This is a genomic window from Blastococcus sp. SYSU DS0753, assembly GCF_054051175.1.
This window is the reverse complement of the sequence record NZ_JBJHAT010000017.1, coordinates 61,337-84,565: the sequence shown is the minus strand read 5'-3', so window position 1 is coordinate 84,565 and position 23,229 is coordinate 61,337. Positions and strand designations below refer to the sequence as shown.

21 protein-coding genes are annotated in these 23,229 nt (G+C 74.0%); 8 read left to right on the top strand and 13 right to left on the bottom strand.

Annotation, left to right across the window (positions count from 1 at the left end):
* Positions 1 to 145: 145 nt before the first annotated feature.
* The 7 genes from ACI799_RS13925 to dnaA all read right to left on the bottom strand — a co-directional run bounded on the left by ACI799_RS13925 (position 146) and on the right by dnaA (position 9,724).
* Positions 146 to 1,903, bottom strand: a complete 1,758-nt coding sequence (locus tag ACI799_RS13925; protein WP_456613310.1) for an ABC transporter ATP-binding protein — start codon at positions 1,901 to 1,903, stop codon at positions 146 to 148.
* Positions 1,904 to 1,917: 14 nt separating this feature from the next.
* The gene (locus ACI799_RS13920; RefSeq protein WP_456600279.1) at positions 1,918 to 2,907 is read right to left on the bottom strand and encodes a hypothetical protein; all 990 of its coding nucleotides are present in this window, start codon (positions 2,905 to 2,907) and stop codon (positions 1,918 to 1,920) included.
* 43 nt (positions 2,908 to 2,950) lie between these two features.
* Entirely contained in the window at positions 2,951 to 3,451 is a 501-nt protein-coding gene (locus tag ACI799_RS13915) for a DUF721 domain-containing protein (protein WP_456589587.1), read from the bottom strand.
* Positions 3,448 to 4,626, bottom strand: coding sequence for a DNA replication/repair protein RecF (recF, locus tag ACI799_RS13910; protein ID WP_456613309.1), 1,179 nt, complete (start codon positions 4,624 to 4,626; stop codon positions 3,448 to 3,450). Before recF ends, ACI799_RS13915 begins: the two co-directional genes overlap by 4 nt.
* A gap of 16 nt (positions 4,627 to 4,642) precedes the next feature.
* Positions 4,643 to 5,575 carry a phosphogluconate dehydrogenase (NAD(+)-dependent, decarboxylating) gene (gnd, locus tag ACI799_RS13905; RefSeq protein WP_456613308.1) on the bottom strand — a complete coding sequence of 311 codons (933 nt, stop codon included), beginning with the start codon at positions 5,573 to 5,575 and terminating at the stop codon, positions 4,643 to 4,645.
* A gap of 110 nt (positions 5,576 to 5,685) precedes the next feature.
* Positions 5,686 to 6,843, bottom strand: coding sequence for a DNA polymerase III subunit beta (gene dnaN, locus ACI799_RS13900; RefSeq protein ID WP_456613307.1), 1,158 nt, complete (start codon positions 6,841 to 6,843; stop codon positions 5,686 to 5,688).
* 1,117 nt (positions 6,844 to 7,960) lie between these two features.
* Complete coding sequence (gene dnaA, locus ACI799_RS13895) at positions 7,961 to 9,724, bottom strand: chromosomal replication initiator protein DnaA (protein WP_456589591.1); 1,764 nt, start codon at positions 9,722 to 9,724, stop codon at positions 7,961 to 7,963.
* Positions 9,725 to 10,416: 692 nt separating this feature from the next.
* Between dnaA and rpmH the strand changes: the two genes are divergently transcribed.
* From rpmH to ACI799_RS13855, 8 genes are all read left to right on the top strand, one after another.
* Entirely contained in the window at positions 10,417 to 10,554 is a 138-nt protein-coding gene (gene rpmH / locus ACI799_RS13890) for a 50S ribosomal protein L34 (RefSeq protein WP_091930872.1), read from the top strand.
* Position 10,555: 1 nt separating this feature from the next.
* Entirely contained in the window at positions 10,556 to 10,936 is a 381-nt protein-coding gene (gene rnpA / locus ACI799_RS13885; RefSeq protein WP_456589592.1) for a ribonuclease P protein component, read from the top strand.
* Positions 10,933 to 11,319, top strand: a complete 387-nt coding sequence (yidD, locus tag ACI799_RS13880; RefSeq protein ID WP_456589593.1) for a membrane protein insertion efficiency factor YidD — start codon at positions 10,933 to 10,935, stop codon at positions 11,317 to 11,319. The genes rnpA and yidD overlap by 4 nt, the downstream gene beginning before the upstream one ends.
* Positions 11,312 to 12,442, top strand: coding sequence for a membrane protein insertase YidC (gene yidC / locus ACI799_RS13875; protein WP_456589594.1), 1,131 nt, complete (start codon positions 11,312 to 11,314; stop codon positions 12,440 to 12,442). Before yidD ends, yidC begins: the two co-directional genes overlap by 8 nt.
* A gap of 88 nt (positions 12,443 to 12,530) precedes the next feature.
* Positions 12,531 to 13,124, top strand: coding sequence for a Jag family protein (locus ACI799_RS13870; RefSeq protein ID WP_456589595.1), 594 nt, complete (start codon positions 12,531 to 12,533; stop codon positions 13,122 to 13,124).
* Positions 13,121 to 13,804: a 16S rRNA (guanine(527)-N(7))-methyltransferase RsmG gene (rsmG, locus tag ACI799_RS13865; RefSeq protein WP_456596008.1), complete on the top strand. Its 684-nt coding sequence runs from the start codon at positions 13,121 to 13,123 to the stop codon at positions 13,802 to 13,804. Before ACI799_RS13870 ends, rsmG begins: the two co-directional genes overlap by 4 nt.
* A gap of 97 nt (positions 13,805 to 13,901) precedes the next feature.
* A complete protein-coding gene (locus ACI799_RS13860) occupies positions 13,902 to 14,960 on the top strand; it encodes a ParA family protein (RefSeq protein WP_456589597.1) in 1,059 nt (352 codons plus the stop codon).
* A gap of 25 nt (positions 14,961 to 14,985) precedes the next feature.
* On the top strand, positions 14,986 to 16,056 hold the full coding sequence (locus ACI799_RS13855; protein WP_456589598.1) for a ParB/RepB/Spo0J family partition protein: 1,071 nt from the start codon (positions 14,986 to 14,988) through the stop codon (positions 16,054 to 16,056).
* A 71-nt stretch (positions 16,057 to 16,127) separates the two neighbouring features.
* On the opposite strand, the gene ACI799_RS13850 is transcribed toward ACI799_RS13855, so the two are convergent.
* From ACI799_RS13850 to ACI799_RS13825, 6 genes are all read right to left on the bottom strand, one after another.
* Positions 16,128 to 17,123, bottom strand: a complete 996-nt coding sequence (locus ACI799_RS13850; protein WP_456600284.1) for a D-alanine--D-alanine ligase family protein — start codon at positions 17,121 to 17,123, stop codon at positions 16,128 to 16,130.
* Positions 17,120 to 18,538 carry an aminotransferase-like domain-containing protein gene (locus ACI799_RS13845; RefSeq protein ID WP_456589600.1) on the bottom strand — a complete coding sequence of 473 codons (1,419 nt, stop codon included), beginning with the start codon at positions 18,536 to 18,538 and terminating at the stop codon, positions 17,120 to 17,122. The genes ACI799_RS13850 and ACI799_RS13845 overlap by 4 nt, the downstream gene beginning before the upstream one ends.
* Positions 18,539 to 18,635: 97 nt before the next feature.
* On the bottom strand, positions 18,636 to 19,787 hold the full coding sequence (locus tag ACI799_RS13840) for an N-acetylmuramoyl-L-alanine amidase (protein ID WP_456613306.1): 1,152 nt from the start codon (positions 19,785 to 19,787) through the stop codon (positions 18,636 to 18,638).
* 180 nt (positions 19,788 to 19,967) lie between these two features.
* Positions 19,968 to 20,294 carry a thioredoxin gene (gene trxA / locus ACI799_RS13835; protein ID WP_456563417.1) on the bottom strand — a complete coding sequence of 109 codons (327 nt, stop codon included), beginning with the start codon at positions 20,292 to 20,294 and terminating at the stop codon, positions 19,968 to 19,970.
* Between the two features lie 120 nt (positions 20,295 to 20,414).
* On the bottom strand, positions 20,415 to 21,446 hold the full coding sequence (gene trxB, locus ACI799_RS13830; RefSeq protein WP_456600285.1) for a thioredoxin-disulfide reductase: 1,032 nt from the start codon (positions 21,444 to 21,446) through the stop codon (positions 20,415 to 20,417).
* A 75-nt stretch (positions 21,447 to 21,521) separates the two neighbouring features.
* Positions 21,522 to 23,192: a hypothetical protein gene (locus ACI799_RS13825; protein ID WP_456613305.1), complete on the bottom strand. Its 1,671-nt coding sequence runs from the start codon at positions 23,190 to 23,192 to the stop codon at positions 21,522 to 21,524.
* Positions 23,193 to 23,229 lie beyond the last annotated feature (37 nt).

The following is a 23,229-nucleotide window of genomic DNA, read 5'->3' as shown; positions in this document are numbered from 1 at the left end:
GGCATGCGCCGCGGCAACCCCCGAGCGGCCGAGCGACCCAGCGGACGGGCCGCCGCGCCGGCGTGGCTCAGCGCGCGGGGTCGTGGCTCAGCGTCGACGGTGAGCCAGGACCCCTGACGATCAGGTGACCTGATCATCAGCGGCCTCAGACGAGCAGCTGGGCGGCGGCGAGCTCCCGGTAGAGCGGGCTCGTGCCGACCAGCTCGTCGTGGGTGCCGCGGGCGACCACCCGGCCCTCGTCGAGCACCACGATCTGGTCGCTGTCGAGGACGGTGGACAGCCGGTGGGCGACGACGAGCAGCGCCCGGCCCGCCGACGCCGCCGCCAGCGTCGTGCGCAGCAGGCCCTCGTTCCGCGCGTCCAGGCTCGCCGTCGGCTCGTCGAGCAGCAGCAGCTCCGGCCGGGCGAGCAGGGAGCGGGCGATGGCCAGGCGCTGCCGCTCACCCCCGGAGAGCAGCACGCCCTCGTCGCCGACCAGCACGTCCAGGCCGCGCGGGGACCGGCGCACCACCTCGGTCAGGCCCACGTCGGCGAGCACCGCCCACAGCTCGGGATCGGTCGCGTCGGGCCGGGTGAGCAGCAGGTTGTCGCGCACCGACCCCGCCAGGACCGGCGCCTCCTGCTCCACGTAGCCGAGCCGGGCGCGCAGGGCCGCCCGGGGCAGGTCCCGGACGTCGGTGCCCGCCCACCGGATCGCCCCGCCGGAGAGCGGGTAGAAGCCCTCGATCAGCGCCAGGACCGTCGACTTGCCCGCACCCGACGGGCCGACCAGCGCGACCCGGCTGCCGGCGGGGACCTGGAGGGACACCCCGTGCAGCACGGGGGTGCCGTCGGGGTAGGCGAACGAGACGCCGTCGAGCTCCAGCAGCGGTGCGCCGGCGACCGGCGCCACTGATCCCGACCCGGTGCGCTGCGGGCGCTCGTCGTCCTCCGGCGCGAGGGCGAGCACCTCCTGGATCCGGGCGAGCGCGCCCAGGCCGGTCTGCAGCTGTGTCCACGCGCTGATCGCCTGACCCAGGGGCATGACCAGCAGGAACAGGTACAGGATGAAGGCGACCAAGGACGCCACGGTGATCGAACCGCTCGCCACCCGGTAGCCGCCGACGCCGAGCACCGCCAGGAAGGCCCCCTGGACGGCGATCGAGCCGGCCGGCGAGACCAGCGCCTCCAGCCGGGCCACCTGCACGCCGGCCGCGTAGGCGCGGCGGGCACTGGCGCCCACGGCCGCGACCTCCCGCGTCGTGGCCCCGCTGGCCCGGATGGTGCGGACCGCCGACAGCGCCCGCTCGACCGCCGCCGTCATCGCCCCGACCTCCTCCTGGGCGCGCTGCGACAGCCGGCGCACGCCGCGGGAGGCGAGGACGGCGGCGACCGCACCGACGGCGACGGCCAGCACCGTGACGAGCAGCAGCCAGACGTCGACCACGGCCATGGCCACCAGGGCGCCCACCCCGACGACCACCGAGCCGGCGACCTCGACCACGCCGGCGGTCACGGTGGCGCGCAGCAGCGTGGTGTCCGAGCCCACCCGGGACATCAGGTCGCCGGTGCGGCGGCGGTCGTACTCCGCCACGGGGAGCCGCAGCAACCGGTCGACCAGGGTCAGCCGGGTGGTGAGCACGAACCCCTCGGCCGTGCGCTGCAGGACGAACTGCTGCACCGCCGAGAGGGCCGACGCGGCCACCAGCACGACCACGAGCAGCCCGACCGCGGGGAGCAGCGGGTCGCCGGCACCCACCACGTCGATGACCCGCGCCACGAGAGCCGGCTGGGCGAGCGCAGCGGCCGCGCCGACCAGCGACAGCCCGGCGGCCAGCAGGAGCTGGCGGCGGTGCGGGCGCAGGAGCGGCAGCAGGTCGGCCAGCCGCGCGGCCGGGGCAGGGCCGTCCGCCGGAGCTGTCACCGCGGGCGACGCCGTCAGGCGCCGGCGGTGAGGCCGGCGGTGATCGCCGTCAGCAGCCGCGTGTGGTGCTCCAGCAACTGCGGCCGGTGCCCGTCGGGCCGGACCGCCGCCACGTGCCCCGCAGCCGACCAGAACTCGTCGCCGTCGTCGCTGCCGAGCAGCAGCGCGTGCACGGCCGGGTCCTGGGCCAGGCGGCGCAGCCGCGGGTCGTCCTCGGCGGCCAGCAGCAGCCAGCGGGCGTCGAAGGCCTCGTCGCCGCTGGGCATCGGCACGAGGCCGCCGGTCCGGTGCCGCCAGAAGCGGGCCGGGCTCAGCCGGAAGCCCGGCACGCTGCCCAGCATCGGGACGGCGGTGACCGCGTACTCCGGCACGAGGTAGCGGCCCGACGCGTAGACGACGTCGAACGCGACCAGCTCGAGCGTGCCCGCCCGGCCGCGCAGCACGTTCCCCGCCCGGTGGTCCTTGGTGGCGCGCACTGGAGCGCTGGCGATCAGGTCGTCGAGGGGGGCGTCCTCCGGAGCGGTGCCGTCGGACACCGTCCAGCCGTTCTGCAGCGCCCATCCCTGGGCGCCCACCAGGTCGCCCTCGTAGCGGAACACCTGCTCGACGGCGCCCGGCGTGCGCCGGCGGCGGCCGAACAGCCCCCGTCGCGCCGGCTGCTCCGGTGGCGGGAACTCCTGGGGCGGGAACTGCTGCTGGGGGTGCTGCTCCTGCGGGGGCTGCGCCTGCGGGTACTGCGGGCCCTGCGGTGGCGGGTAGCCCGCCGGCGGCACGTCCTCCCGGGACGGAGCCGGACGCTCGGGCTCCGCGGCGGGCAGGTCCCACCCCGGGGGCTGCCAGGGCTGGTTGGCCGGCGGCTCGTCGCGGGGCGTCCTCCGCCGGTCGGCGAAGTTGGGGCGGTCCTCGTCCCCGGCCCCGCCGCCGCCGAGGTGCGGCGGCTCGCGCCAGCCGCGGCCGTCGCCGTCGTCGAAGCCGTCCCGGTCACCGTCGCGGGGGGTGCTCATACCTGCATCGTCCTCCCCGGCGCCGGCCCGCCGGGCGGGCGCCTCATCCGTAGGTGTCGCGCGGCCCCCGGCCGCGCACCGAGCGCGGACCCTTCTTCCAGCTGGGAGCCGTCGGTCCGACAACGCGCAACCGGGTCACGACGTCCCCGCCCACCTGCGCGCGCAGCTTGCCGAGGATGGACGGCGCCAGCAGCCGCAGCTGCGTGGCCCACGCCGTGGACTCGGCGACGACCAGCAGCTCGCCCTCGCTGAGGGTCTGCGGCCGGCAGTGCGCGGCGATGTCGGGGCCGACGATCGCGTCCCACCGGCCGAACACCGAGCCCACCTTCGTCCGGGCCGACCAGTCCTGCTGGTTGACCAGGGCGTCGACCAGGTTGCCGAGCGGCTGGGGGTCGTCGGCGCCCGGGCGCGGCCCGGTCCAGGTGCGGCGCGGGCCGGCGATCCGGCGACGGGTGGGCCGCGGCCGGGCCGCCGAGGCGGCCCGCGCCGCCTCGAGCGCGGCTCGCGCGATGTCGCTGGGCCGCGCCGGCCGGTCCTCGCTCACCGGGCTCCTCCCTCACCGGCCGGGACGGCGTCCTTCACCACGAGCGCCAGGCCACCGCCCACCTCGACCCGGGTGCCGCGCAGCTCCGTGGGCACGTCGTCGACGACGGCCGCGGTGATCAGCGTCTGCTCGGCCGACCGTGCGACCTGGGCGAGGGCCGCCCGCCGCTCGGCGTCGAGCGTGGCGAACACGTCGTCGAGGATCAGGATGGGGTCCTCGCCCTCGCTCCGGAGCAGGGCGAAGGTGGCCAGCTTGAGCGCCAGGGCCAGCGACCAGCTCTCCCCGTGGCTGGCGAAGCCCTTCGCGGGGGCGGGGCCGAGGTGGATCACCAGGTCATCGCGGTGCGGCCCCACCAGCGTCATGCCGCGGTCGAGCTCGTCGCCGCGGCGCTCGGCGACCCGCGCCCGCATCGCCTCGGTGAGCTCCGCCCCGGAGGGCAGCTCGTCGTCGGCCCGCAGGGCGGCGCCGTCCCCGGCCAGCGGCACCGTCGAGCTGTAGCCCAGGCCCGCGGTCGCGGCGCCGTCCCCGGCGACGCCGGCGTAGGACTCGGCGACGTGCGGCGCCAGGTCGGCGACCAGCCGTAGGCGGGCGGCCAGCAGCTGACCGCCGAGGTCGCTGAGGTGCCCGTCCCAGACGTCGAGGGTCTCCATCGCCTTGCCGCGCGCCAGGCGGGCGGTCTTCAGCAGTGCGTTGCGCTGCTTGAGCACGCGCTCGTAGTCGCTGCGCACGCCGGCCAGGCGGGGCGTCCGGGTGGCGAGCAGCTCGTCGAGGAAGCGACGCCGCTCGGTGGGGTCGCCACGGATCAGCAACAGGTCCTCGGGCGCGAACAGCACCGTGCGCACCAGGCCCAGCACCTCGCGGGGGCGGGGCAGGGCGGCCCGGTTCACCCGCACCCGGTTGGCCTTGCCGGGGTTGATCTCGATCTCGACGAGCAGCTCCCGGTCACCGCGGCGCAGCGCCGCGCGGACCACCGCCTGGGCCGCTCCGTGACGGACCAGCGGAGCGTCACCGGAGACCCGGTGGCTGCTCATGGTCGCCAGGTAGCCGACCGCCTCGACGAGGTTGGTCTTGCCCTCGCCGTTGCGCCCGACGAACACGGTCGGCCCCGGCCCCAGGGCCAGGTCCACCCGGTCCCAGCTGCGGAAGGAGCCGACCTGCAGGTGCCTCAGGTACACCTCAGGCCCTCCCCGGTCACGCGGGCCGCTCGGCCTCCTGCGCCTGGACGGCGCGCACCGAGTGCCCGCCGAACTGGTTGCGCAGCGCGGCGACCGCCTTCATGGTCGGCGAGTCGTCCTGCCGGGAGGAGAAGCGGGCGAACAGCGAGGCCGCGATCGTCGGCACGGGGACGGCGTTCTCGATCGCCTGCTCGACGGTCCAGCGACCCTCGCCGGAGTCCTCGGCGTAGCCGCTGATCTCCTCGAGCGCCGGGTCCTCCTCCAGCGCGCGGACCAGCAGGTCCAGCAGCCAGGAGCGGATGACGGTGCCCTGCGTCCAGGACGCGATGACGCCCGGGACGTCCTCGACGAGGTCGACGGCGGCCAGCAGCTCGTAGCCCTCGCCGTAGGCCTGCATCAGCGCGTACTCGATGCCGTTGTGGACCATCTTGCTGAAGTGGCCGGCGCCCACCGGGCCGGCGTGCACGAACCCGGCGCCGGGCATTTCCTGCCCGGACTCGTCGTGCGGTGCCGGCGGCTTGAGCGCGTCGAAGATCGGCTGCGCCTTGGCGACGTCCTCCTTGGTGCCACCGACCATCAGCGCGTAGCCGTTCTCCAGGCCCCAGACGCCACCGGAGACGCCGGCGTCGATGTAGCCGATGCCCTTCTCGCGCATCATGACGTCGTGCACCTGGTCGTCGGTGTACTTCGAGTTTCCGCCGTCGATCACGACGTCGCCGGGGCTGAGCAGCTCGCTCAGCTCCTTGATCGTCGCCTTCGTCGGCTCACCCGCGGGCACCATCACCCACACCACGCGAGGCGTTGTGAGCGCCTCCACCAGTGCGGGCAGGCTGTCGACGTCGCGCTTGCCGGGAGCACGGTCGTATCCCACGACCTCGTGCCCGGCGCGGCGCAGCCGCTCGGCCATGTTGCCGCCCATCTTGCCCAGCCCGATCAGCCCCAGCTGCACGGTCCCGCCTCTCTTCGCCGTCGTGGTCGCGATCCATCGTGCTCGTGCCGGGCGGCTCCCGCCCGGCGGCCGACCCCGGGCCCGCGCAGGGGCCCTGGGGCGGAAGTGGCTCAGCCCGGCAGCCGCACCGGCATGATCAGGTACCGGTAGCTCCCGGGACGCTCGACCGGCGCCGGCTTGTCGTCGTCGGCCGCCGGCTCCTCGACGCCGGACAGCACGGCCGGCTTCAGCGGGCTGGTGAAGTCCATCCGCGCGCGCTCGGTGTGCACGGCGGCCAGCCCGTCGAGCAGGAACGTCGGGTTGAACCCGATGGTCAGCGGCTCGCCGTCGAACTCGACGTCGCAGCGCTCCTCCGCCTGCCCCTCGTCGTCGCTGCCCCCGGCCCGCAGGGTGACCTGCCCCGGCGTGAACTCGCAGCGCAGCGGCGTCCCCCGCTCGGCGACCAGGGCCACCCGCTTCGCTGCGTCGGTGAACAGGCCCACCGGCAGGGTGGCGTTGGCCAGCGACTCGTTGGGCATGATCGCGCGGTACTTCACGAACTCGGCGTCGAGCAGCCGGGTGGTGGTCTGCCGGTCCTTGCCCGAGAGGCCGAGGATGCCCTCGCCCGAGCTGCCCGAGGACAGCGAGAGCGTGATCTCCGGGCCGCTGGTCAGCGTCTTGGCCGCCTCGGCGAGCGTGCGCGCCGGGACCAGCACCGCGGCCGAGAGCCCGGAGGTCTGCGGGCGCCAGGCGAACTCGCGCACGGCGAGGCGGTAGCGGTCGGTGGCGGCGAGGGTGATCTGGTCGTCGTCGATCTCCAGCCGGACACCGGTGAGCATCGGCAGCGTGTCGTCCCGCCCGGCTGCGACCGCGACCTGGGCGACGGCCTCGGCGAAGACGTCGCTGTCGACGTTCCCGGCGGCCGAGGGCATGGAGGGCAGGGACGGGTAGTCCTCGACCGGCAGCGTCGGCAGGCTGAACCGAGCGTTGCTGCAGGTGATCGCCAGGCGCGGGCCCTCGGCGCTGATCTCGACCGGGTGCGGGGGCAGCGCGCGGGTGATCTCGGCGAGCAGCCGCCCCGGGACGAGGACGCGGCCGCTCTCACTGGTCTGCACGTCGACCTCGGAGCGGGCCGACACCTCGTAGTCGAAGCCGGAGACCGACAGCTGGTTCCCGTCGGCCTCGAGCAGGATGCCCGCCAGCACCGGTACCGACGGCCGCGGCGGCAGGCTGCGCGCCGTCCAGGCGACGGCGTCGGCGAGCACCTCACGTGCCACCCGGAACTTCATCTCTCGACCCACCCATGTTCGGTCCGGCCCTGCGGCCACCGGGAGGGCGGACGGCGCGGGCACGGAGCTCGTCGTTCGTACTGCTGCGAGGCCAGGGCTCCGCTGCGGTGCTCATCGTGCCTGTTGCAGCCCCCGGTGGGGAAACCCCGGTCCCTCGATGGGCTGCTGATCCGGATCCTGCCGCTGCGCTCCGGGGAGCCTCGCAGCGCAGCGTCCCCACCCAGAGTGTGGTTCGAGAATTTTCCGGGATAACTCCTTCATCCTCGTCATCACTGGTGTGGAAGCTGGGGATCGAGGCCCTTCCCGCAGGTCAGCGGCCGATCGGGGGTGTTGGCCGACTGTGGGTGGTCGGCGTCCTCCTGTTGTCGACACGTGGACAGATCGACGGTTGTGCACCGTGACCCGCGGCGGTCCACCTGCTGTCCCCTGCGTCTCCCCGGTCCGTCCCCAGGTCCTGTGCGTGGCGTGCGGTGGGCGTCCCTGGCGGAGTGAGCCCGGCGTCGCCCGGCACGGTGTTCTCCCAGGTCAGGCGCTCGCTGAGCGGGCGGAGCCGGCGGGACCGGGTGCCGGCGGCGGCGTCCCGTGACGGCGGGGAACGACGTCGTCGCGGTTTCCCCCAGTCTGTGCACATTCCTGGGGACAACTTCTCGACGAGTCGACGTCCTCCGGCGCCCTTGCGCGGGTCATCGCGCCCAGAACCTGCGGATCCGTCGTCCCCAGGGATCCACACAGGTGTGGACAACCACTTGTCGACCACCACGGGACGGTGGCCGGTAGCTGTCCGGACGGTGACCGTTCCGGCCGCGCGCCGTCACCGCCGGCGTCCCCGGACCAGGCCTCCGCGATGTTGATCAGGTGACCTGATCGTCCTGGGTCCTGGCTCACGATCGGTGGTGAGCCAGGACCCCACCAGGTGAGCCAGGACCCCCGCCAGGTGAGCCGGGGAAGGCCACGAGCGGGCGCGTGAGGGGCCCCCGAGGTGGACGGACCGCGCGCAACCGGCGAGCGGCTGGCGGGCGCGGAGTGCTCCGGGGAGCCGGTTGTGGGCGCGGTGCGGTCCGCCGGCCCCTCCCAAGGCTCGCCACGAGCGAGCGAGTGGGGAGAGGGAGGGGTCCTCTTACTGCCGGGCGCGGCTCTTGATGCGGGCGGTGAGCTCGGTGACCTGGGTGTAGGTGGCCCGCCGCTCGCTCATCAGGTTGGTGATCTTCTTGACGGCGTGCATGACCGTGGTGTGGTCCTTGCCGCCGAACGAGGCACCGATGCGCGGCAGGGACAGCTCGGTCAGCTCGCGGCAGAGGTACATCGCGATCTGCCGGGCGTTGACCAGCGTGCGGCTGCGGTTGGTGCCCTGCAGCTCCTCCATCGTCACGGAGAAGTACTCCGCCGTGGCGGCCATGATGATCGCCGCGGTGATCTGCGGGCCCTGCTCGTCGCTGATCAGGTCCTTGAGCACAAGCTCGGCCAGCGGCAGGTCGACCTGCTGCTTGTTCAGCGAGGCGAACGCGGTGACCCGGATGAGCGCGCCCTCGAGCTCGCGGATGTTGGTCTGCACCTTGCTGGCGATGAACTCCAGCACCTGGTCGGGCACCTGGAGCCGCTCGCCCCACGCCTTCTTGCGGAGGATCGCGATACGGGTCTCGAGGTCCGGCGCCTGGACGTCGGTGATCAGCCCCCACTCGAAGCGGGTGCGCAGCCGGTCCTCCAGCGTGGTCAGCTTCTTCGGCGGCCGGTCGGAGGTGATCACGATCTGCTTGCTGGCGTTGTGCAGCGTGTTGAAGGTGTGGAAGAACTCCTCCTGCGTGCGCTCGGCCCGCTCGAGGAACTGGATGTCGTCGATCAGCAGGAAGTCGATGTCCCGGAAGCGGCGCCGGAACTCCTCGGCCCGGCCGGAGTGCACCAGGTTGATGAACTCGTTGGTGAACTCCTCGGTGCTCACGTACCGGACGCGGACGTTGGGGAACATCCGGGCGGCGTAGTGGCCGATGGCGTGCAGCAGGTGGGTCTTGCCCAGCCCCGACTCGCCGTAGATGAACAGCGGGTTGTACGCCCGGGCGGGGGCCTCGGCGACGGCGACCGCGGCGGCGTGCGCGAAGCGGTTGCTGTTCCCGATGACGAAGGAGTCGAAGACGTACTTCGGGTTGAGGCCGGGATCCAGCCCGCCCGGTCGGCCCGACTCGGCGCGCCGGGGGCGGGCTGCCGAGCCGCCACCGGAACGGCGGGGCTCCCCCGCTGGTGCGTCGACGTCGAAGGGGAGCACGTCGGCGGTCCGCTCGTCCTCGCCGCCCCAGTCCCGGCTGCCGGAGTCGGGGGCGGGCCCGGTCGGGCCCCACGTCGTGGTGCTCCAGTCCTCCGGAGCGCCACGGTCGGCCGGCGGACGCTGCGGGCCGTCGGCCGGGTGGAGCTCGCGGACCTCGGGGAACTCGGGGGTGGCCGACCGGTCGGCGGATGCGGACCGGTCCCAGGGGGCGGCGGTGCCGACGACGTCGGTCCGCACGCCGAACGCGCTGCGCCCGTCGTCGGCACGGTCGCGGGTCGCCTGGTCCTCCTCGGCCCGTTGCGCCTCCACGGCCGACCACGGTCGCCGGGTCGGCTCGGGCTCGGCGGGCGGCGGAGGAGGAGCCGGGGAGTCCTCCACCTGGACGGCGACGCGGATGTCGCGGCCGTAGGTCTGGGACAGCGCCTCGGCGAGCACCCGGCGCATGCGGGACTCGAGCACCGTCTGGGTGAATTCGTTCGGGGCCTCCAGGACGGCGGTGTCCTCGAACAGCCCGACGGGTCGCGTCAGGTTCAGCATCGCGTTCTGCTGCGGGGAGAGGCTGGTCGCCAGTCGCTCCCGGATCTGGTCCCAGACCGTCGCCAGGTCCAGCGTGGCATCGGCCATGCCGTCTCGTCCTCCCCTGCTGTCCACCCCGCGGCCGTCCCCGGTTGCGTCCGTCCCGGCCGCACCTGGCCTCCGCGAACCGCGGACCGTCCACCGGTGGGGTGCCCCGGTTGTGGACATCCGAACGCTTGTGGTCCACATCGGTGTCCACAGGCTGTGCACGGCCGGCAGAGGTGCTGCGCCGGCTCCGCACGGGACGACGGCCGGTGCAGCATATTCGCTGGTCACGGCCCGGATCGGGCGGCTGGAGGAGTGGCTCGGCGGTCGGTCGACCGACGGGGTCGGCCCGCGCGTCGTGACCCTGACGCCCGACGCGGAGCGACGGCGACGCTAACAGCCCCGTCCACAGCCCGGCAACGCTGCGGGGCCGGAACCGCCGGTTCCCCGCGGCGCGAGCGTGTCGGGCCCGGGGGGAGCTCCCCGGCGCGCCGCGGACCTCCGCCCGGGCCGCTCGGGCCACCATGGGCGGTCGGTCACCGGCACCCGCCGGTCCTCGGCTATGCTGGCCGGAGTCTGTGGACGGGTCTGCCCGTGTCCCGGCCACGCCAGTCTGCGCGGTCGGGCCTGGGTGCGCCGGTCCGCAGTGCCAGCTTCCAGGGCTCCGGGGACGGTCACCGTGCCGCTCCGACGCCCTGCGCGCGTCCGTCCACCGACGGGAGCGCACCGCCGATGTCGTGTAGTGGGAGTACCTCGTGAGCAAGCGCACCTTCCAGCCGAACAACCGCCGCCGGTCCAAGACCCACGGCTTCCGGCTGCGGATGCGGACCCGCGCGGGCCGGGCGATCCTCGCCACCCGTCGGCGCAAGGGCCGCGAGAAGCTCTCCGCCTGACGTGCTGCCTGCGCAGGCACGCCTGCGCCGGCGCCCGGAGTTCAGCGCGGTCGTCCGATCCGGCCGGCGCGCCGGGCGGCCGACCATGGTGCTGCACTACCTCCCCGAACGGCCCGAGCAGCCGGCCGGCGACCCCGCGTCGCCGCCGGCCGCGCGGGCCGGTTTCGTGGTGGGGAAGAGCGTGGGCAACTCGGTGGTCCGACACCGGGTGACCCGTCGCCTGCGTGCGGTCGTGCGAGCCGAGCTCGACCGCCTGCCCGCCGGTGCGGACCTGGTGGTCCGCGCCCGCCCCGAAGCAGCCGACGCCGACTCGGCGGTGCTGCACCGGGACCTGGCCTCGGGCCTGGACCGCCTCCTCGGCGACCGGGCCTCCCGGCGATGAGCGCGCCGGCCGGGGCGAGCCCGCGGCGCTCCGCCGTCGCGCGGCTGCTGCTGCGTGCCGTCGGCTTCTACTCCCGGGCGATCAGCCCGGCGCTGCCGCCGCGCTGCCGGTTCCACCCGACCTGCAGCGCGTACGCCGCCGAGGCGGTCGGCACGCACGGAGCGGCTCGCGGCAGCTGGCTGGCGCTGGTCCGGCTGGCCAAGTGCGCGCCGTGGCACCCGGGCGGCGTGGATCTCGTCCCGCCGGCGCGTGGAACCGGGACGGGTGCCCGCTCGTCCAGCACAGCGGCACGTCCTCCCGGCGCGCCGTCCGATGACCCCGGCCGCGAGGCCACCCCGCCGGCCGCGTGCCGGACCCCGCAGGAGGAGTCCTCCGTTGCTTGACTGGCTGTACACCGCCATCTCCTGGGTCATGGCCCGGTGGCACTCGCTCTGGAACTGGATCTTCGGCGACCCGCCCGCCGAGTCCGGTCTCTCCGGGCTCAGCTGGGTCCTGGCGATCGTCTTCCTGGTCGTCACCATCCGGCTGATCCTCTTCCCGCTGTTCGTCAAGCAGGTGAAGTCGCAGCGGGCGATGCAGGAGCTGCAGCCGGAGATGGCGAAGCTGCGCAAGCAGTACGGCAGCGACCGCCAGGGCATGGCCCAGGCGCAGCAGAAGCTGTTCAAGGAGCGCGGGGTCAACCCGCTGGCCGGGTGCCTGCCGATCCTGCCGCAGATCCCGGTCTTCCTGTCGCTGTTCCACGTCCTGCGCCGGCTGGCCCCGGACAAGCAGGGCCTCTACTCGTGGACCGACGAGCTCACCGACCAGGCGGCACGCGCCAAGCTCTTCGGTGCGCCGATCTCCGCGTCGTTCAACATGAGCGGCGCCAAGGAGCAGGCGATCCTGGACATCGCCAGCTACACCACCATCCGGATCGTCGCCTTCGCGCTGATCGTCGTGATGTGCTTCACGACGTACTTCACGCAGAAGCAGATCATGGCGCGCTCGGGCCCCGTCGAGGGTCAGGCAGCGATGGTGCAGAAGCTGATGCTCTACGGCGTGCCGCTGAGCCTCTTCGTCTCCGGCTTCATCTTCCCCATCGGTGTCCTCATCTACTGGATGACGAACAACCTGTGGACGATGGGCCAGCAGTTCTTCATCCTCCGCAAGCTGCCGCCGCCCGGCTCCGACGCCGGGAAGGCGAAGGCGGATGCGGACAAGCCGGCCGTCGACCCGAAGACGCTCGCCCCGAAGCCGGGCGCGAAGCCGGTGCGACCCAAGCAGGGGCGCCCCGCCTCCACCACGGCCGCGCCGTCGAGCACCGTGGACGGCGACGGTCGCGTCGGCGACGACCCGACGTCCGACGGGTCCACGGGGAACGGGTCCACGGGGAACGGGTCCACGGCCACCGGGTCCACGGCCACCGGGTCCACCGGCTCGCGCAGCGCGGGGTCCGGCGCCGGCCGGAACTCCCGCTCCGGAGCGGGCCAGGGGCCGGCCAACCGCGGGAAGCGGAAGCGTCGCTGACCCTCGCCCGACCGCTTTCCAGCCGGCCCGCCCGGCACACAGTCCACCGGGGCCACCCGGCCGCCGCACCGAACTGGGAGGAACACCCGTGAGTGCTCCGCAGCAGCCCGTGACAGACAACCCGCCCGCTCTGCCCGACGCGGACGCCGCCAGCGACGACGCCGTCGTGGAGCCCGTCGACGTCGAGACCGCCGAGACGGGTGGGGCCGGTGGGACCGCTGACGACCTGCTGGTCCGTGAGGGCGACGTCGCCGGGGACTACCTCGAGCGGCTCCTCGACATCCTCGACGTGGACGGCGACATCGACCTCGACGTGGAAGGGGACCGGGCGTCGGTCGCGATCGTCGGCGGCCGGCTGGACGACCTCATCGGTCCCGACGGCGCCACGCTGGAGGCGCTCCAGGAGCTCACCCGCCTCGCCGTCGCCCAGTCCACGGGTGTGCGCAGCCGGCTGATGCTCGACGTGGGTGGCTACCGGGCCAAGCGCCGTGCGGACCTCACCTCGCTGGCCGGCGAGACCGCGCGCCGGGTCTCCGCCAGCGGCCAGCCGGAGCGGCTCAGCCCGATGAACCCCTTCGAGCGCAAGGTCGTGCACGACGTCATCGCCTCGGTGGCCGGCGTGCACAGCGAGTCGGAGGGCGAGGAGCCCCGCCGCCGCGTCGTGGTCCTGCCCGACAGGTGAGCGACGGAGGTCCCGGGCCCGACGCCCCGGCCGCCCCCGAGGTGCCCGCGCCGCCGGCGGCCGTCGCCGTCTTCGGCGACGCCCTGCCCGCGGCGCAGCGGTACGTGGCCAAGCTGGCCTCCGATGGGGTGACGCGCGGCCTGATCGGCCCCCGCGAGGTACCGCGGCTGTGGGAGCGGCACGTCCTCAACAGCGCGGCAGTGGCCGAGGCCGTCCCCCGGGACGCCCGGGTGGTCGACGTCGGCAGCGGCGCGGGCCTCCCCGGCATCCCGCTCGGGCTGGCCCGCCCGGACATCGCCCTCACCCTGGTCGAGCCGATGGCCCGGCGGGTCGAGTTCCTGGAGGAGGCGGTCGCCGACCTCGCGGGTCCGTCCGCCACCTGGCGCGTGGTGCGCGGACGGGCCGAGGACCGGTCGGTGGTGACCGCCGTCGGCCGGGTCGACGTGGTCACCGCACGGGCGGTCGCCCCACTCCCCCGGCTCGTCGGCTGGTGCCGCGGCCTGCTCCGGCCAGGCACCCAGCTGGTGGCCCTGGTCGGCGCCCGCGCGCTGGCCGAGCTGCCGGCCTTCCTGCCCGAACTCCACGCCGCCGGCATGCGCGACATCGAACCGCGTGCCGTCGGTGCATCCCTGGGAGACGCTGCCACTACCGTGGTGGTCATGACGCGGGGAGACCGGTGAGGCTGCCGGACGGCGCTCCCGCGTCCTGTTCCACGTGGAACAGGCACTGCTACCCCGATCCGTTCCACGTGAAACGGCGCCAGAGGAAGGACCTGCGATGACCGACCCGGGCGAGCGGCTGCGCAGCAGCCTCGCCGCTGACCAGTCGTCGACCGCGTCGTCCTCCGGTGGGCTCGCGGACTTCGACAGCCCCATCGCCATGGAGGCCCTGCGTGCCACGCGTGTCCTGCACGCCGCCGAGCAGGAGCCCTTCCCGGCGCCCGGGCGCATCCGGGTCATCACGATCGCGAACCAGAAGGGTGGGGTCGGGAAGACGACGTCGACGGTGAACCTCGGCGTCGCGCTCGCCCTCTACGGGCTGCGCACCCTGGTGATCGACCTCGACCCGCAGGGCAACGCGAGCACGGCCCTCGGCGTCGAGCACACGGTCGGCACGCCGTCGATCTACGACGCCCTCGTCGGTGACAGCACCCTCTCCGAGGTGGTGCACCCGACGACCGCCAGCCCGAACCTGCTCTGCGTCCCGGCGACCATCGACCTGGCCGGCGCCGAGATCGAGCTGGTCTCCGTCGTCGCCCGGGAGCACCGGCTGCGCCGGGCCATCGAGGCGTACGTGGCGGCGCTGCCGCGGGAACGGCGCCCGCACTACGTGCTCATCGACTGCCCGCCCTCGCTCGGCCTGCTGACGTTGAACGCGCTGGTGGCCGGCGACGAGGTGCTCATCCCCATCCAGTGCGAGTACTACGCGCTGGAGGGGTTGGGGCAGCTGCTCAACAACATCGACCTGGTCCGCCAGCACCTCAACCCGGGGATCGCGGTGCGGACCATCCTGCTCACCATGTACGACGGGCGGACGAAGCTCGCCGACCAGGTCGCCGACGAGGTCCGCAACCACTTCGGGGACCTCGTGCTGAACGCCGTGATCCCCCGCAACGTGCGGGTCTCCGAGGCGCCGGGCTACGGGCAGTCGGTGCTGACCTACGACCCGGGCTCGCGCGGCTCGACCAGCTACGTGGAGGCCGCCCGCGAGCTGGCCCAGCGCGGGGTGGCCCTCGAGCCCCTCGATGCGTCCACCGGAAGCAACGGGGCCACCCCGGTCGGCGCGCTCGCCTTCGGGGAGACGTCGGTGCCGTTCGGCGGCCAGGAGTCCCAGTGACCACCCCTGCCAGCGAGGAGCTGTCATGACGAAGCGAGGCGGCCTCGGACGCGGGCTGGCGGCGCTCATCCCGACCGGGCCGGCGCCCACGCCTCCCCCGGTCGCGCCCACCACCCCGGCGCCGGGCACGGAGCGGGACGAGCAGTCGGCTCCGCGCTCCGGGACCGGGCCGGACGGCGCCTCGCCGGTCGCGGAGGCGACCGAGCCGTCGCGTGCGCCGGTCAGCCTGGTGCCCTCCCCGGCGCCGTCCCCGGCCGCGGAGACCGACGCGGTGGGCGTCCCGGGTGCGCAGCTGCGCGAGGTCGGGGTCGAGGACGTCGTGCCGAACCCGAAGCAGCCGCGGCAGGTCTTCGACGACGAGGCCCTGGAGGAGCTGACCCACAGCGTCAGGGAGTTCGGGCTCCTCCAGCCGATCGTCGTGCGCGAGTCCGACGGTGGGCGCTACGAGCTCATCATGGGCGAGCGGCGGCTGCGCGCCGCGCGGGCGGCCGGTCTCGGCACCGTGCCGGCGATCGTGCGCGACACCACCGACGATGCGATGCTGCGCGACGCGCTGCTCGAGAACATCCACCGGGTCCAGCTGAACCCGCTGGAGGAGGCCGCCGCCTACCAGCAGCTGCTGGAGGAGTTCGGGGCCACGCACGAGGAGCTCGCGCAGCGGATCGGGCGCAGCCGCTCGCAGGTCACCAACACCATCCGGCTGATGAAGCTGCCGGTGAAGGTGCAGACCCGGGTCGCCGCCGGCGTCATCTCCGCCGGGCACGCCCGCGCGCTGCTCGGACTGCAGGATCCGGTGGCCCAGGACGCGCTGGCCACCCGGATCGTCGCCGAGGGCCTCTCGGTGCGGGCCACCGAGGAGGCCGTCGCGCTGGCGGCCGCCGAGGAGCCCGCGGCCAAGCGACGCACCCGGCGGATCTCCGCACCCGGGGTGGAGGAGCTGGGCTCCCGGCTGTCGGACATGTTCGAGACCAAGGTGAAGATCCAGATCGGCCGGTCGAAGGGCAAGATCGTCGTCGAGTTCGGTTCGGTGGACGACCTGCAGCGGATCATCGGCGTCATGGCGCCGGACATCACCGGGCGTCGTCCCGACGCCTGATCCACCACCGGTAACGACAGAGGCCGCCTTCCGTCACTGACGGAAGGCGGCCTCTGTCGGCTGCGCCACGTTCAGCGCGGGTTCTCCGCGCACCGGGCGAGCAGGCGGGCCAGCACCGCGCCCAGGTCGTAGCCGGCCGCCTCGACCGCCATGGGGAACATGGAGGTCTCGGTCAGCCCCGGGGAGACGTTCACCTCGAGGAAGTGCACCTCGCCGTCGGGGGTCACGATCGCGTCGGTCCGGGAGAGGTCGGCCAGCCCCAGCACCTCGTGCACCCGGACGGCGACCTCGGCGGCGCGGGCCGCCGCCTCCTCCGGGATGCGGGCGGGCGCGTGGTACTCGGTGAGCCCCGGTGAGTAGCGGGACGCGTAGTCGAAGACCCCGGATTCGGGCTCGATCTCGACGGCCGGCAGCGCGACCGGCCCGTCGCCCAGGTCGACGACGGCGAGCGCGACCTCGACCCCCTCGACGTAGCGCTCCACCATCACGGTGTCGCCGTAGGCGAAGCAGCTGACCATCGCGGCCGGGAGGTCCTCGACCCGGCTGATCTTCTGCACGCCCAGGGCCGAGCCGCCCGACGCCGGCTTGACCATCAGGGGCAGCCCCAGCCGGGCCACCATCAGGTCCAGCACCGCACCGGCACCCAGTTCGCGGAAGGTGCTGTGCGGGAGCGCCACCCAGTCCGGCGTGGTCAGCCCGGCGGTGCGGACCACGGACTTCGCGGCCGGCTTGTCCCAGGCCAGCCGGCACGCGGCCGCGGGCGACCCCACGTACGGCACCCCGGCCAGGTCGAGGACCGCACGGAGGGCACCGTCCTCGCCGGTGGCGCCGTGCAGCGCGATGAAGACCGCGTCGGCCGGGGCCGCGGCCAGGCCGGGCAGCAGCTCGGCATCGGCGTCGCGCAGCTCGGCGTCCAGGCCGGCGCGGGTGAGCTCCTCGACCACCTGGGTGCCGGAGGAGAGGCTGACCTCGCGTTCGAAGGTGAGCCCGCCGGCGAGGACGACGGCCCGCAGCGGGTGTCGCTCCTCGGGCGCGGCGGGCACTGCGGCGGGCGCGGTCTCGCTCATCGGCCGTCCTCGTACGTGTCGCTGTTCGCCGGCCCCACCATCGACTCGGCGTCGTGGCCGGAGCCCGGCCGGATCGCCCGGAAGGTACCGGTGTCGACCTTGTCGAAGGTGGAGTGCAGGTCCAGTTCCGCCTCGACGACGCGGGACAGCCGGCGGACCCCCTCCCGGATCTGATCCGGCTCGGGGTAGCAGTACGACAGGCGCATGTACTCCTGGCCGCTGCCGTCGGCGTAGAAGCCGATGCCCGGGACGTAGGCGACGTGCGCGCCGACGGCGCGGGGCTGCATGAGCTTCGCGTCCAGCCCGGCGGGCAGCTTGAGCCACACGTAGAAGCCGCCGTCGGGGCGGGTCCAGGTGGTGCCCGCCGGCATGAGCGCCTGCAGGGACTCCAGCGTGGCGTCGCGGCGCTCCCGGTAGAGCTCGGTGAACAGCTTGATCTGCTCGCGCCAGGGCTGGGTGTCCAGGTACCGGGCGACGGCGTACTGGGTGAGCGACGGCGGGCAGAGCACCTGCGCCTCGGTGGCCAGCACGAGCTTCTCCCGGACGGCCAGCGGCGCGAGCACCCAGCCCACCCGCAGGCCCGGGGAGAACGTCTTGGAGAAGGAGCCCAGGTAGATCACCCGGTGGGCGTCCCGGGCGCGCAGTGCCCGCATCGGCTCGCGGTCGAAGCCCAGCAGGCCGTAGGGGTTGTCCTCGATGATCAGCAGGTCCCAGCGCTCGGCGATCGCCATGATCTCCTCGCGGCGCGGCTCGGAGAGGGTCACGCCGGCCGGGTTGTGGAAGTTCGGCACGGTGTAGAGGAACTTCACCCGGTCGCCGTCGGCGCGGCACGCGGCCAGGGCCTGCTCCAGCGCCTCCGGGATCAGCCCGTCGTCGTCCATGGCGACGTGCCGCACCCGGGCCTGGGCGGACTGGAAGACGCCGAGCGCGCCGACGTAGGACGGCGCCTCGGCGAGGATCACGTCACCGGGGTCGACGAAGACGCGGGTGACCAGGTCCAGCCCCTGCTGCGAGCCGACCGTGACCACGACCTCGCTCGGCGAGGCGTCGGTGATGCCCTCGAGCGCCATGACGTCGCAGATCCGCTCCCGCAGCCGCGGGTCGCCCTGACCCGAGCCGTACTGGAGCGTCTGCGCGCCCATGCCCGAGACCAGGTCACCGATCATCGAGCCCACCGCGTCCAGCGGGAGCGCGGTGACGGCAGGCATGCCACCGGCCAGGGAGACCACCTCGGGCCGGCTGACCACGGAGAAGAGCGCCCGGATCTCCGAGCTCTTCATCCCGTGGGTGCGGGCTGCGTAGCGGTCGGCCAGCGGGTCGAGCCGCGGATGACGCGGCGCGGGATGGGGGTGCGCACCCAGGTGCGCCCCCTGCTGTCCGGAACCGGCAGGCGTGCCGGGCGGGATGGTGGCCACCTCAGGAGTGTAGGCGCGGGCGGATGGACGCCTGGTGGGACCACCGGTGCCAGGTGGACCGTTCGGGCCCGGCCGGGGCCTGGGGGCGAGTGGCCGGCTACGCCTTCTCGGGGAGGACGAAGGTGCCGGTCGGTGGATCGGACTCGGCCGGGAGGTAGAGCCGCTGCACAGCGGCCAGGACGCCGTGGGCGATGGAGCTGCGCACCCGCGCGTCGAGCAGCAGCTGCCGGTCGACCGGGTGGGAGAGGTAGCCGCAGTCCAGCCGGACCGCCGGCATGCGCGTCATGCGCAGCAGCTCCCACGTCTTGGGGTGCGAGCCGAGGTCGAGCATCCCGGTGCGGGCGACGACCTCGCGGCGGGCCAGGTTGGCGAACTGCTCCCCCACCGTGGACGAGGCACCCGATCCGGTGCCGTAGTAGTAGGCGGCGACCCCCCGGGCGTGCTCGGACGGGTGTGCATCCAGGTGCAGGGCGATGAAGAGGTCGGCCCGGGCGTCGTTGGCGAAGGCGGTGCGTTCGGCGGGCGTCGGGTTCTGCTCGCGGCCGCGGGTGAGGTACACGGTGGCGCCGGCGGCGGCCAGCCCGCCCTCGATCCGGGACGCCAGGTCGAAGGCCAGGTCCGCCTCGGTCGTCTCGCCCACGGTGAAGCCGGTGTCCGGACCGCCGTGGCCGGCGTCGACGACGATCCGGCGTCCGATCAGGTGCGGGCCGCTCTCCACGAAGGAGGCGCTCTGCCGCAGCAGCTGGGGACGGCCACCGGTCACCTTGCGTCCCAGCTGGCGCAGGGCGCGCAGCGTCGCCGGGCCGCAGGTGCCGTCCGAGGTCAGCCCGTAGTCGCGCTGGAAGGCGCGCAGGCCGACCTCGGTCTCCGGGCCGAGGATGCCGTCGGCCCGGCCGGCGTCGTAGCCGAGCTCCAGCAGGCGTTCCTGCAGGTTCGTCACGTCGTCGCCGCGCATCGGCCGTTCCGGGTCGTAGCGCAGCAGCCGGTCACCCAGCGACCAGCGGGCCTCGGTGAGGGCCCGGTAGGTCTCCTCCCCGACCCGCCCGTCGACCGAGAGGCCGCGGACCTGCTGGAAGTGGCGGACGGCCAGCTCGGTGCCGGCGTCGTACTCCGCCGACTCCAGACCCGGTTCGTTCCCGTTCTCGGCAGCGGGGAGGAGGCCCAGGCTGCGGAGGGCGGCGTGCACGTCGGCGACGGCCGGCCCGCGGTCCCCCCGCCCCAGAGGCTGCATGCGGCTGTCGGTTCCCATGGTGTGACCGATTGTGGTCCCTCCCGCCGGGGACGGCGCACCGGGGGCGGACCAGCCTCCCCCCCGTACGACGCAGGCCCACCCGTCCGGAGGGACGGGTGGGCCCGGTGACGTGCTGGAACGGCCGCCCTTCAGGGTCCCGCGCCGAGCGTGCGAGGCGTGGGGGGAAGGGTGGCCCTTCTACAGGTAGTCGGCGAGGTCGCTCAGGATGGCGCCCTTGGGCTTGGCGCCGATGATGCTCTTGACCGGCTTGCCGCCCTGGAAGACCGTCATGGTCGGGATCGACATGACCTGGTAGTCGCGGGCGATCTGCGGGTTCTCGTCGATGTTCAGCTTCGCGATGGTGAGCTTGTCGCCGTGTTCGGCGGCGATCTCCTCCAGCACGGGGGCGACCATCTTGCACGGGCCGCACCACTCCGCCCAGAAGTCGACGAGCACGGGCTTGTCGCTGCCCAGCACATCGGTGGCGAAGCTGGAGTCGGTCACCGTCACGGTGTTGCCTGCCATGGTCGTTCTCCCTCTCGGTCGACTGGCTCGTTGCATGCGCTGACGAGGTGTGCCTGCCCGGACAACCGGCCGGACGGGTCGGTTATGCCCGGATCCGGCCGTTGCCCGGCAGGCCCGCGGTCAGCGCTCGTCGAAGGTCTCGGCGAGCCACCGCTCGGCGTCGATGGCGGCGGCGGCACCCGTGCCGGCCGACGTGATCGCCTGGCGGTAGATGTGGTCGACGACGTCGCCGCAGGCGAAGACGCCGTCGATGTTGGTGCGGGTGGTCGGGTGGTCCACCTGGATGTAGCCCTCGTCGTCGAGCTTCAGCTGGCCGACGAACAGCTCGCTGCGCGGGTCGTGCCCGATGGCGAGGAACATGCCGGTCACCGGCATCGTCTCGGTGTCCCCGGTGGCGAGGTCGGTCAGCTGGACGGCGGAGACGGTGCTCTCGCCCAGGACGTCGGTGACCTGCTTGCCGAGGGCCCAGCGGATCTTCTCGTTGTCCTGCGCCCGCTTCTGCATGATCTTCGAGGCGCGCAGCTCCTCGCGGCGGTGGACCACGGTGACGCTCTTGGCGAACCGGGTGAGGAAGGTGGCCTCCTCCATCGCCGAGTCGCCGCCGCCGACGACCACGATGTCCTGGTCGCGGAAGAAGAACCCGTCGCAGGTGGCGCAGGCCGAGACGCCGCGGCCGAGCAGCCGCTGCTCGTTGTCCAGGCCCAGGTACCGGTACTTCGACCCGGTGGCCACGATGACCGCGTGGGCCCGGTGCACCTGGTCGCCGACCTTCACGATCTTCGGCTCGGCGGTGAGGTCGACCTCGGTCACGTCCGACGGCACGAGCTCCGCGCCGAAGCGCTCGGCCTGGGTGCGCATGTCGTCCATCAGCTGGGGGCCCTGGATGCCCTCGGGGAAGCCGGGGAAGTTCTCGACCTCGGTGGTGGTCATGAGGGCGCCGCCGAACTGCGAGCCCTCGAACACCAGAGGGTGCAGGTTCGCCCGGGCGGCGTAGGTGGCCGCGGTGTAGCCGGCGGGCCCGGACCCGATGATGATCAGGTCGCGGATGCCGTCGTGCTCGGCCGGGGGGATGACCGGCTGCTCGATCTCGCCGGTGGTCACGGCGGGGCCCGGCGTCGGCTGGTTCTCGGTGCTCGCGCTCACGGTCGCCACAACGACGATCCTAGGGGGGCCATTCCCGGGCGGGCCCGTCCCGTGCCCCGGTGGGGTGGGGGACGGCGTCCGTCCTCAGCCGGCGGTGCGGATCTCCACCTCGGCCAGCTGTGCGGAGAAGCCGTCCGGGCTGTCGACCAGGCCGGTGAGCCACACGAGCACGTAGCGGGCGGTCACCGGGTCGTCGAACGCGAGGTCGGTGGTCTGCTCCAGGGTGCCGTTCGCAGCCACGGCGAAGTCGTCGAGAGCGGCCCCGGCCGTCTCCGCGGTGCGGACCTCGACGGTGGCACCGGGCAGTGCCGTCTGGATGGTGACGCCGGAGAGGTCCTCGGCGCCCCCGAGGTCGTAGAGGACGCCGACGCCGGGCTTGAGGTTCCCGAACGCCGGGGAGCCGCGGTAGTTGAGGGTGGACCAGGTGGTGGCGGGGTCGTCGTCGTACGACAGCGGGACCGCGCGGTCGTTCTCCGGCTCGCCGTCGCCGAAGGGGTCGAACACCTGGGCGGCGGCGATGGTGGCCACCGGGCCGGGTGCGCTCCCCGGGTCGTCGCCCTCCGCACCGCCGTCCGCGACAGGGGCGCTGCTGGCCGGGGGCGTGGTCCCGTCGATCTCGGACTCCACCGAGTCGGTCACCGACAGGACGCTCGACCCGAACCACCACGCCAGGGCGATGACCACCAGCAGGGCGAGCAGCGGCAGGCCCACGACGACCAGCCGGTGCTTGCGGGCGTCGTCCTCGTCGTCGTCGAGGTCGACCGGGTCGGCGTACGGGTCCTGGTCCGACATCACGTCCGGCTCCAGCACCCCGAAGGGCTCGTCGTCACCGGCCGACGGGGCGGGAGGCAGTGCTCGGCCGGCCACGATGGTGTCCCGGCTCGGGTTGACCGCCGGCACCGGCTCGTCCTCGCCGGTCGGGCGCACCGGGGGCACGGGGGGCAGGGTGCCGGGCTCCAGCCGCACCGGCGCCGCGTTGTCGCCGCGGCGGTCCCGCGAGCGGCGGCGCCGTCCGCCGTCGGCGTCCTCGCCGCGGTACGACGCCAGCGCCTGGTTGGGTCCGGTGCGGGGCCGCTCGGCGAGCAGCGCGGCCATGGCGGCGACGCTGGACATCCCCTGGCCCGGCTCGGTCGAGCGCGCCCGGCGGGCGAGCGCCACCAGGTCGGACGGGCCGGACGCCGGCCGAGCGCCGGGGCCGATGCCGGTGAGGCAGGCCTCCAGCAGCTCGCCGAGCGCGGTGATGTCGCCCTGGACGGTGCCCGAGGCCGCCGGCACGGCCCGCAGCCCGACCAGCCCGTTGGGCCGGAGGACGACGTTCTCCAGCGTCAGGCCGCCGACCGCCAGCCCGACCCGGTGCGCCTCGGCCACGCCCTCGGCGAGCCGGCGGAGGACCAGCCGCACCTCCCGCTCCGGCATCGGCCCCGAGCGCAACCGGTCGGCGAGGGTCTCGCCGTCGATCCACTCGTTGACGACGTACGCCGCGCCCCCCGGTGCCTGCGGGTCGCCGCTGCCCTCGGAAGCGTCGTAGACCATCGCCAGCGCCGGGGTGGCCAGCCCACCCGCGGTGAGCGCGCGGGTGATCCAGGCGTGGGCGGCGGGGCCGGCCGGCACGTGCACCCGGACGGCGACGTCGCGGTTGAGGACCCGGTCCTTGGCGCGCCAGCTCTGGATGACGCCGGTGGGGGTGGTCTCGTCCGGACCGATCTGGTCGAGGGGCCGGTAACGCTCGGGCAGGCCGGTGGTCGTGGACGCCATCGACACTGTCGACTCCCTGTGCTGCTCCGGCCGCCGA

Bases quoted from the DNA above. Each gene is read 5' to 3' on its own strand.
- ACI799_RS13825 (WP_456613305.1), bottom strand. From the start codon at position 23,192: ATGGCGTCCACGACCACCGGCCTGCCCGAGCGTTACCGGCCCCTCGAC.
- ACI799_RS13850 (WP_456600284.1), bottom strand. From the start codon at position 17,123: ATGAGCGAGACCGCGCCCGCCGCAGTGCCCGCCGCGCCCGAGGAGCGA.
- trxA (WP_456563417.1), bottom strand. From the start codon at position 20,294: ATGGCAGGCAACACCGTGACGGTGACCGACTCCAGCTTCGCCACCGAT.
- ACI799_RS13840 (WP_456613306.1), bottom strand. From the start codon at position 19,787: ATGGGAACCGACAGCCGCATGCAGCCTCTGGGGCGGGGGGACCGCGGG.
- dnaN (WP_456613307.1), bottom strand. From the start codon at position 6,843: ATGAAGTTCCGGGTGGCACGTGAGGTGCTCGCCGACGCCGTCGCCTGG.
- ACI799_RS13860 (WP_456589597.1), top strand. From the start codon at position 13,902: ATGACCGACCCGGGCGAGCGGCTGCGCAGCAGCCTCGCCGCTGACCAG.
- yidD (WP_456589593.1), top strand. From the start codon at position 10,933: ATGAGCGCGCCGGCCGGGGCGAGCCCGCGGCGCTCCGCCGTCGCGCGG.
- ACI799_RS13855 (WP_456589598.1), top strand. From the start codon at position 14,986: ATGACGAAGCGAGGCGGCCTCGGACGCGGGCTGGCGGCGCTCATCCCG.
- ACI799_RS13920 (WP_456600279.1), bottom strand. From the start codon at position 2,907: ATGAGCACCCCCCGCGACGGTGACCGGGACGGCTTCGACGACGGCGAC.
- dnaA (WP_456589591.1), bottom strand. From the start codon at position 9,724: ATGGCCGATGCCACGCTGGACCTGGCGACGGTCTGGGACCAGATCCGG.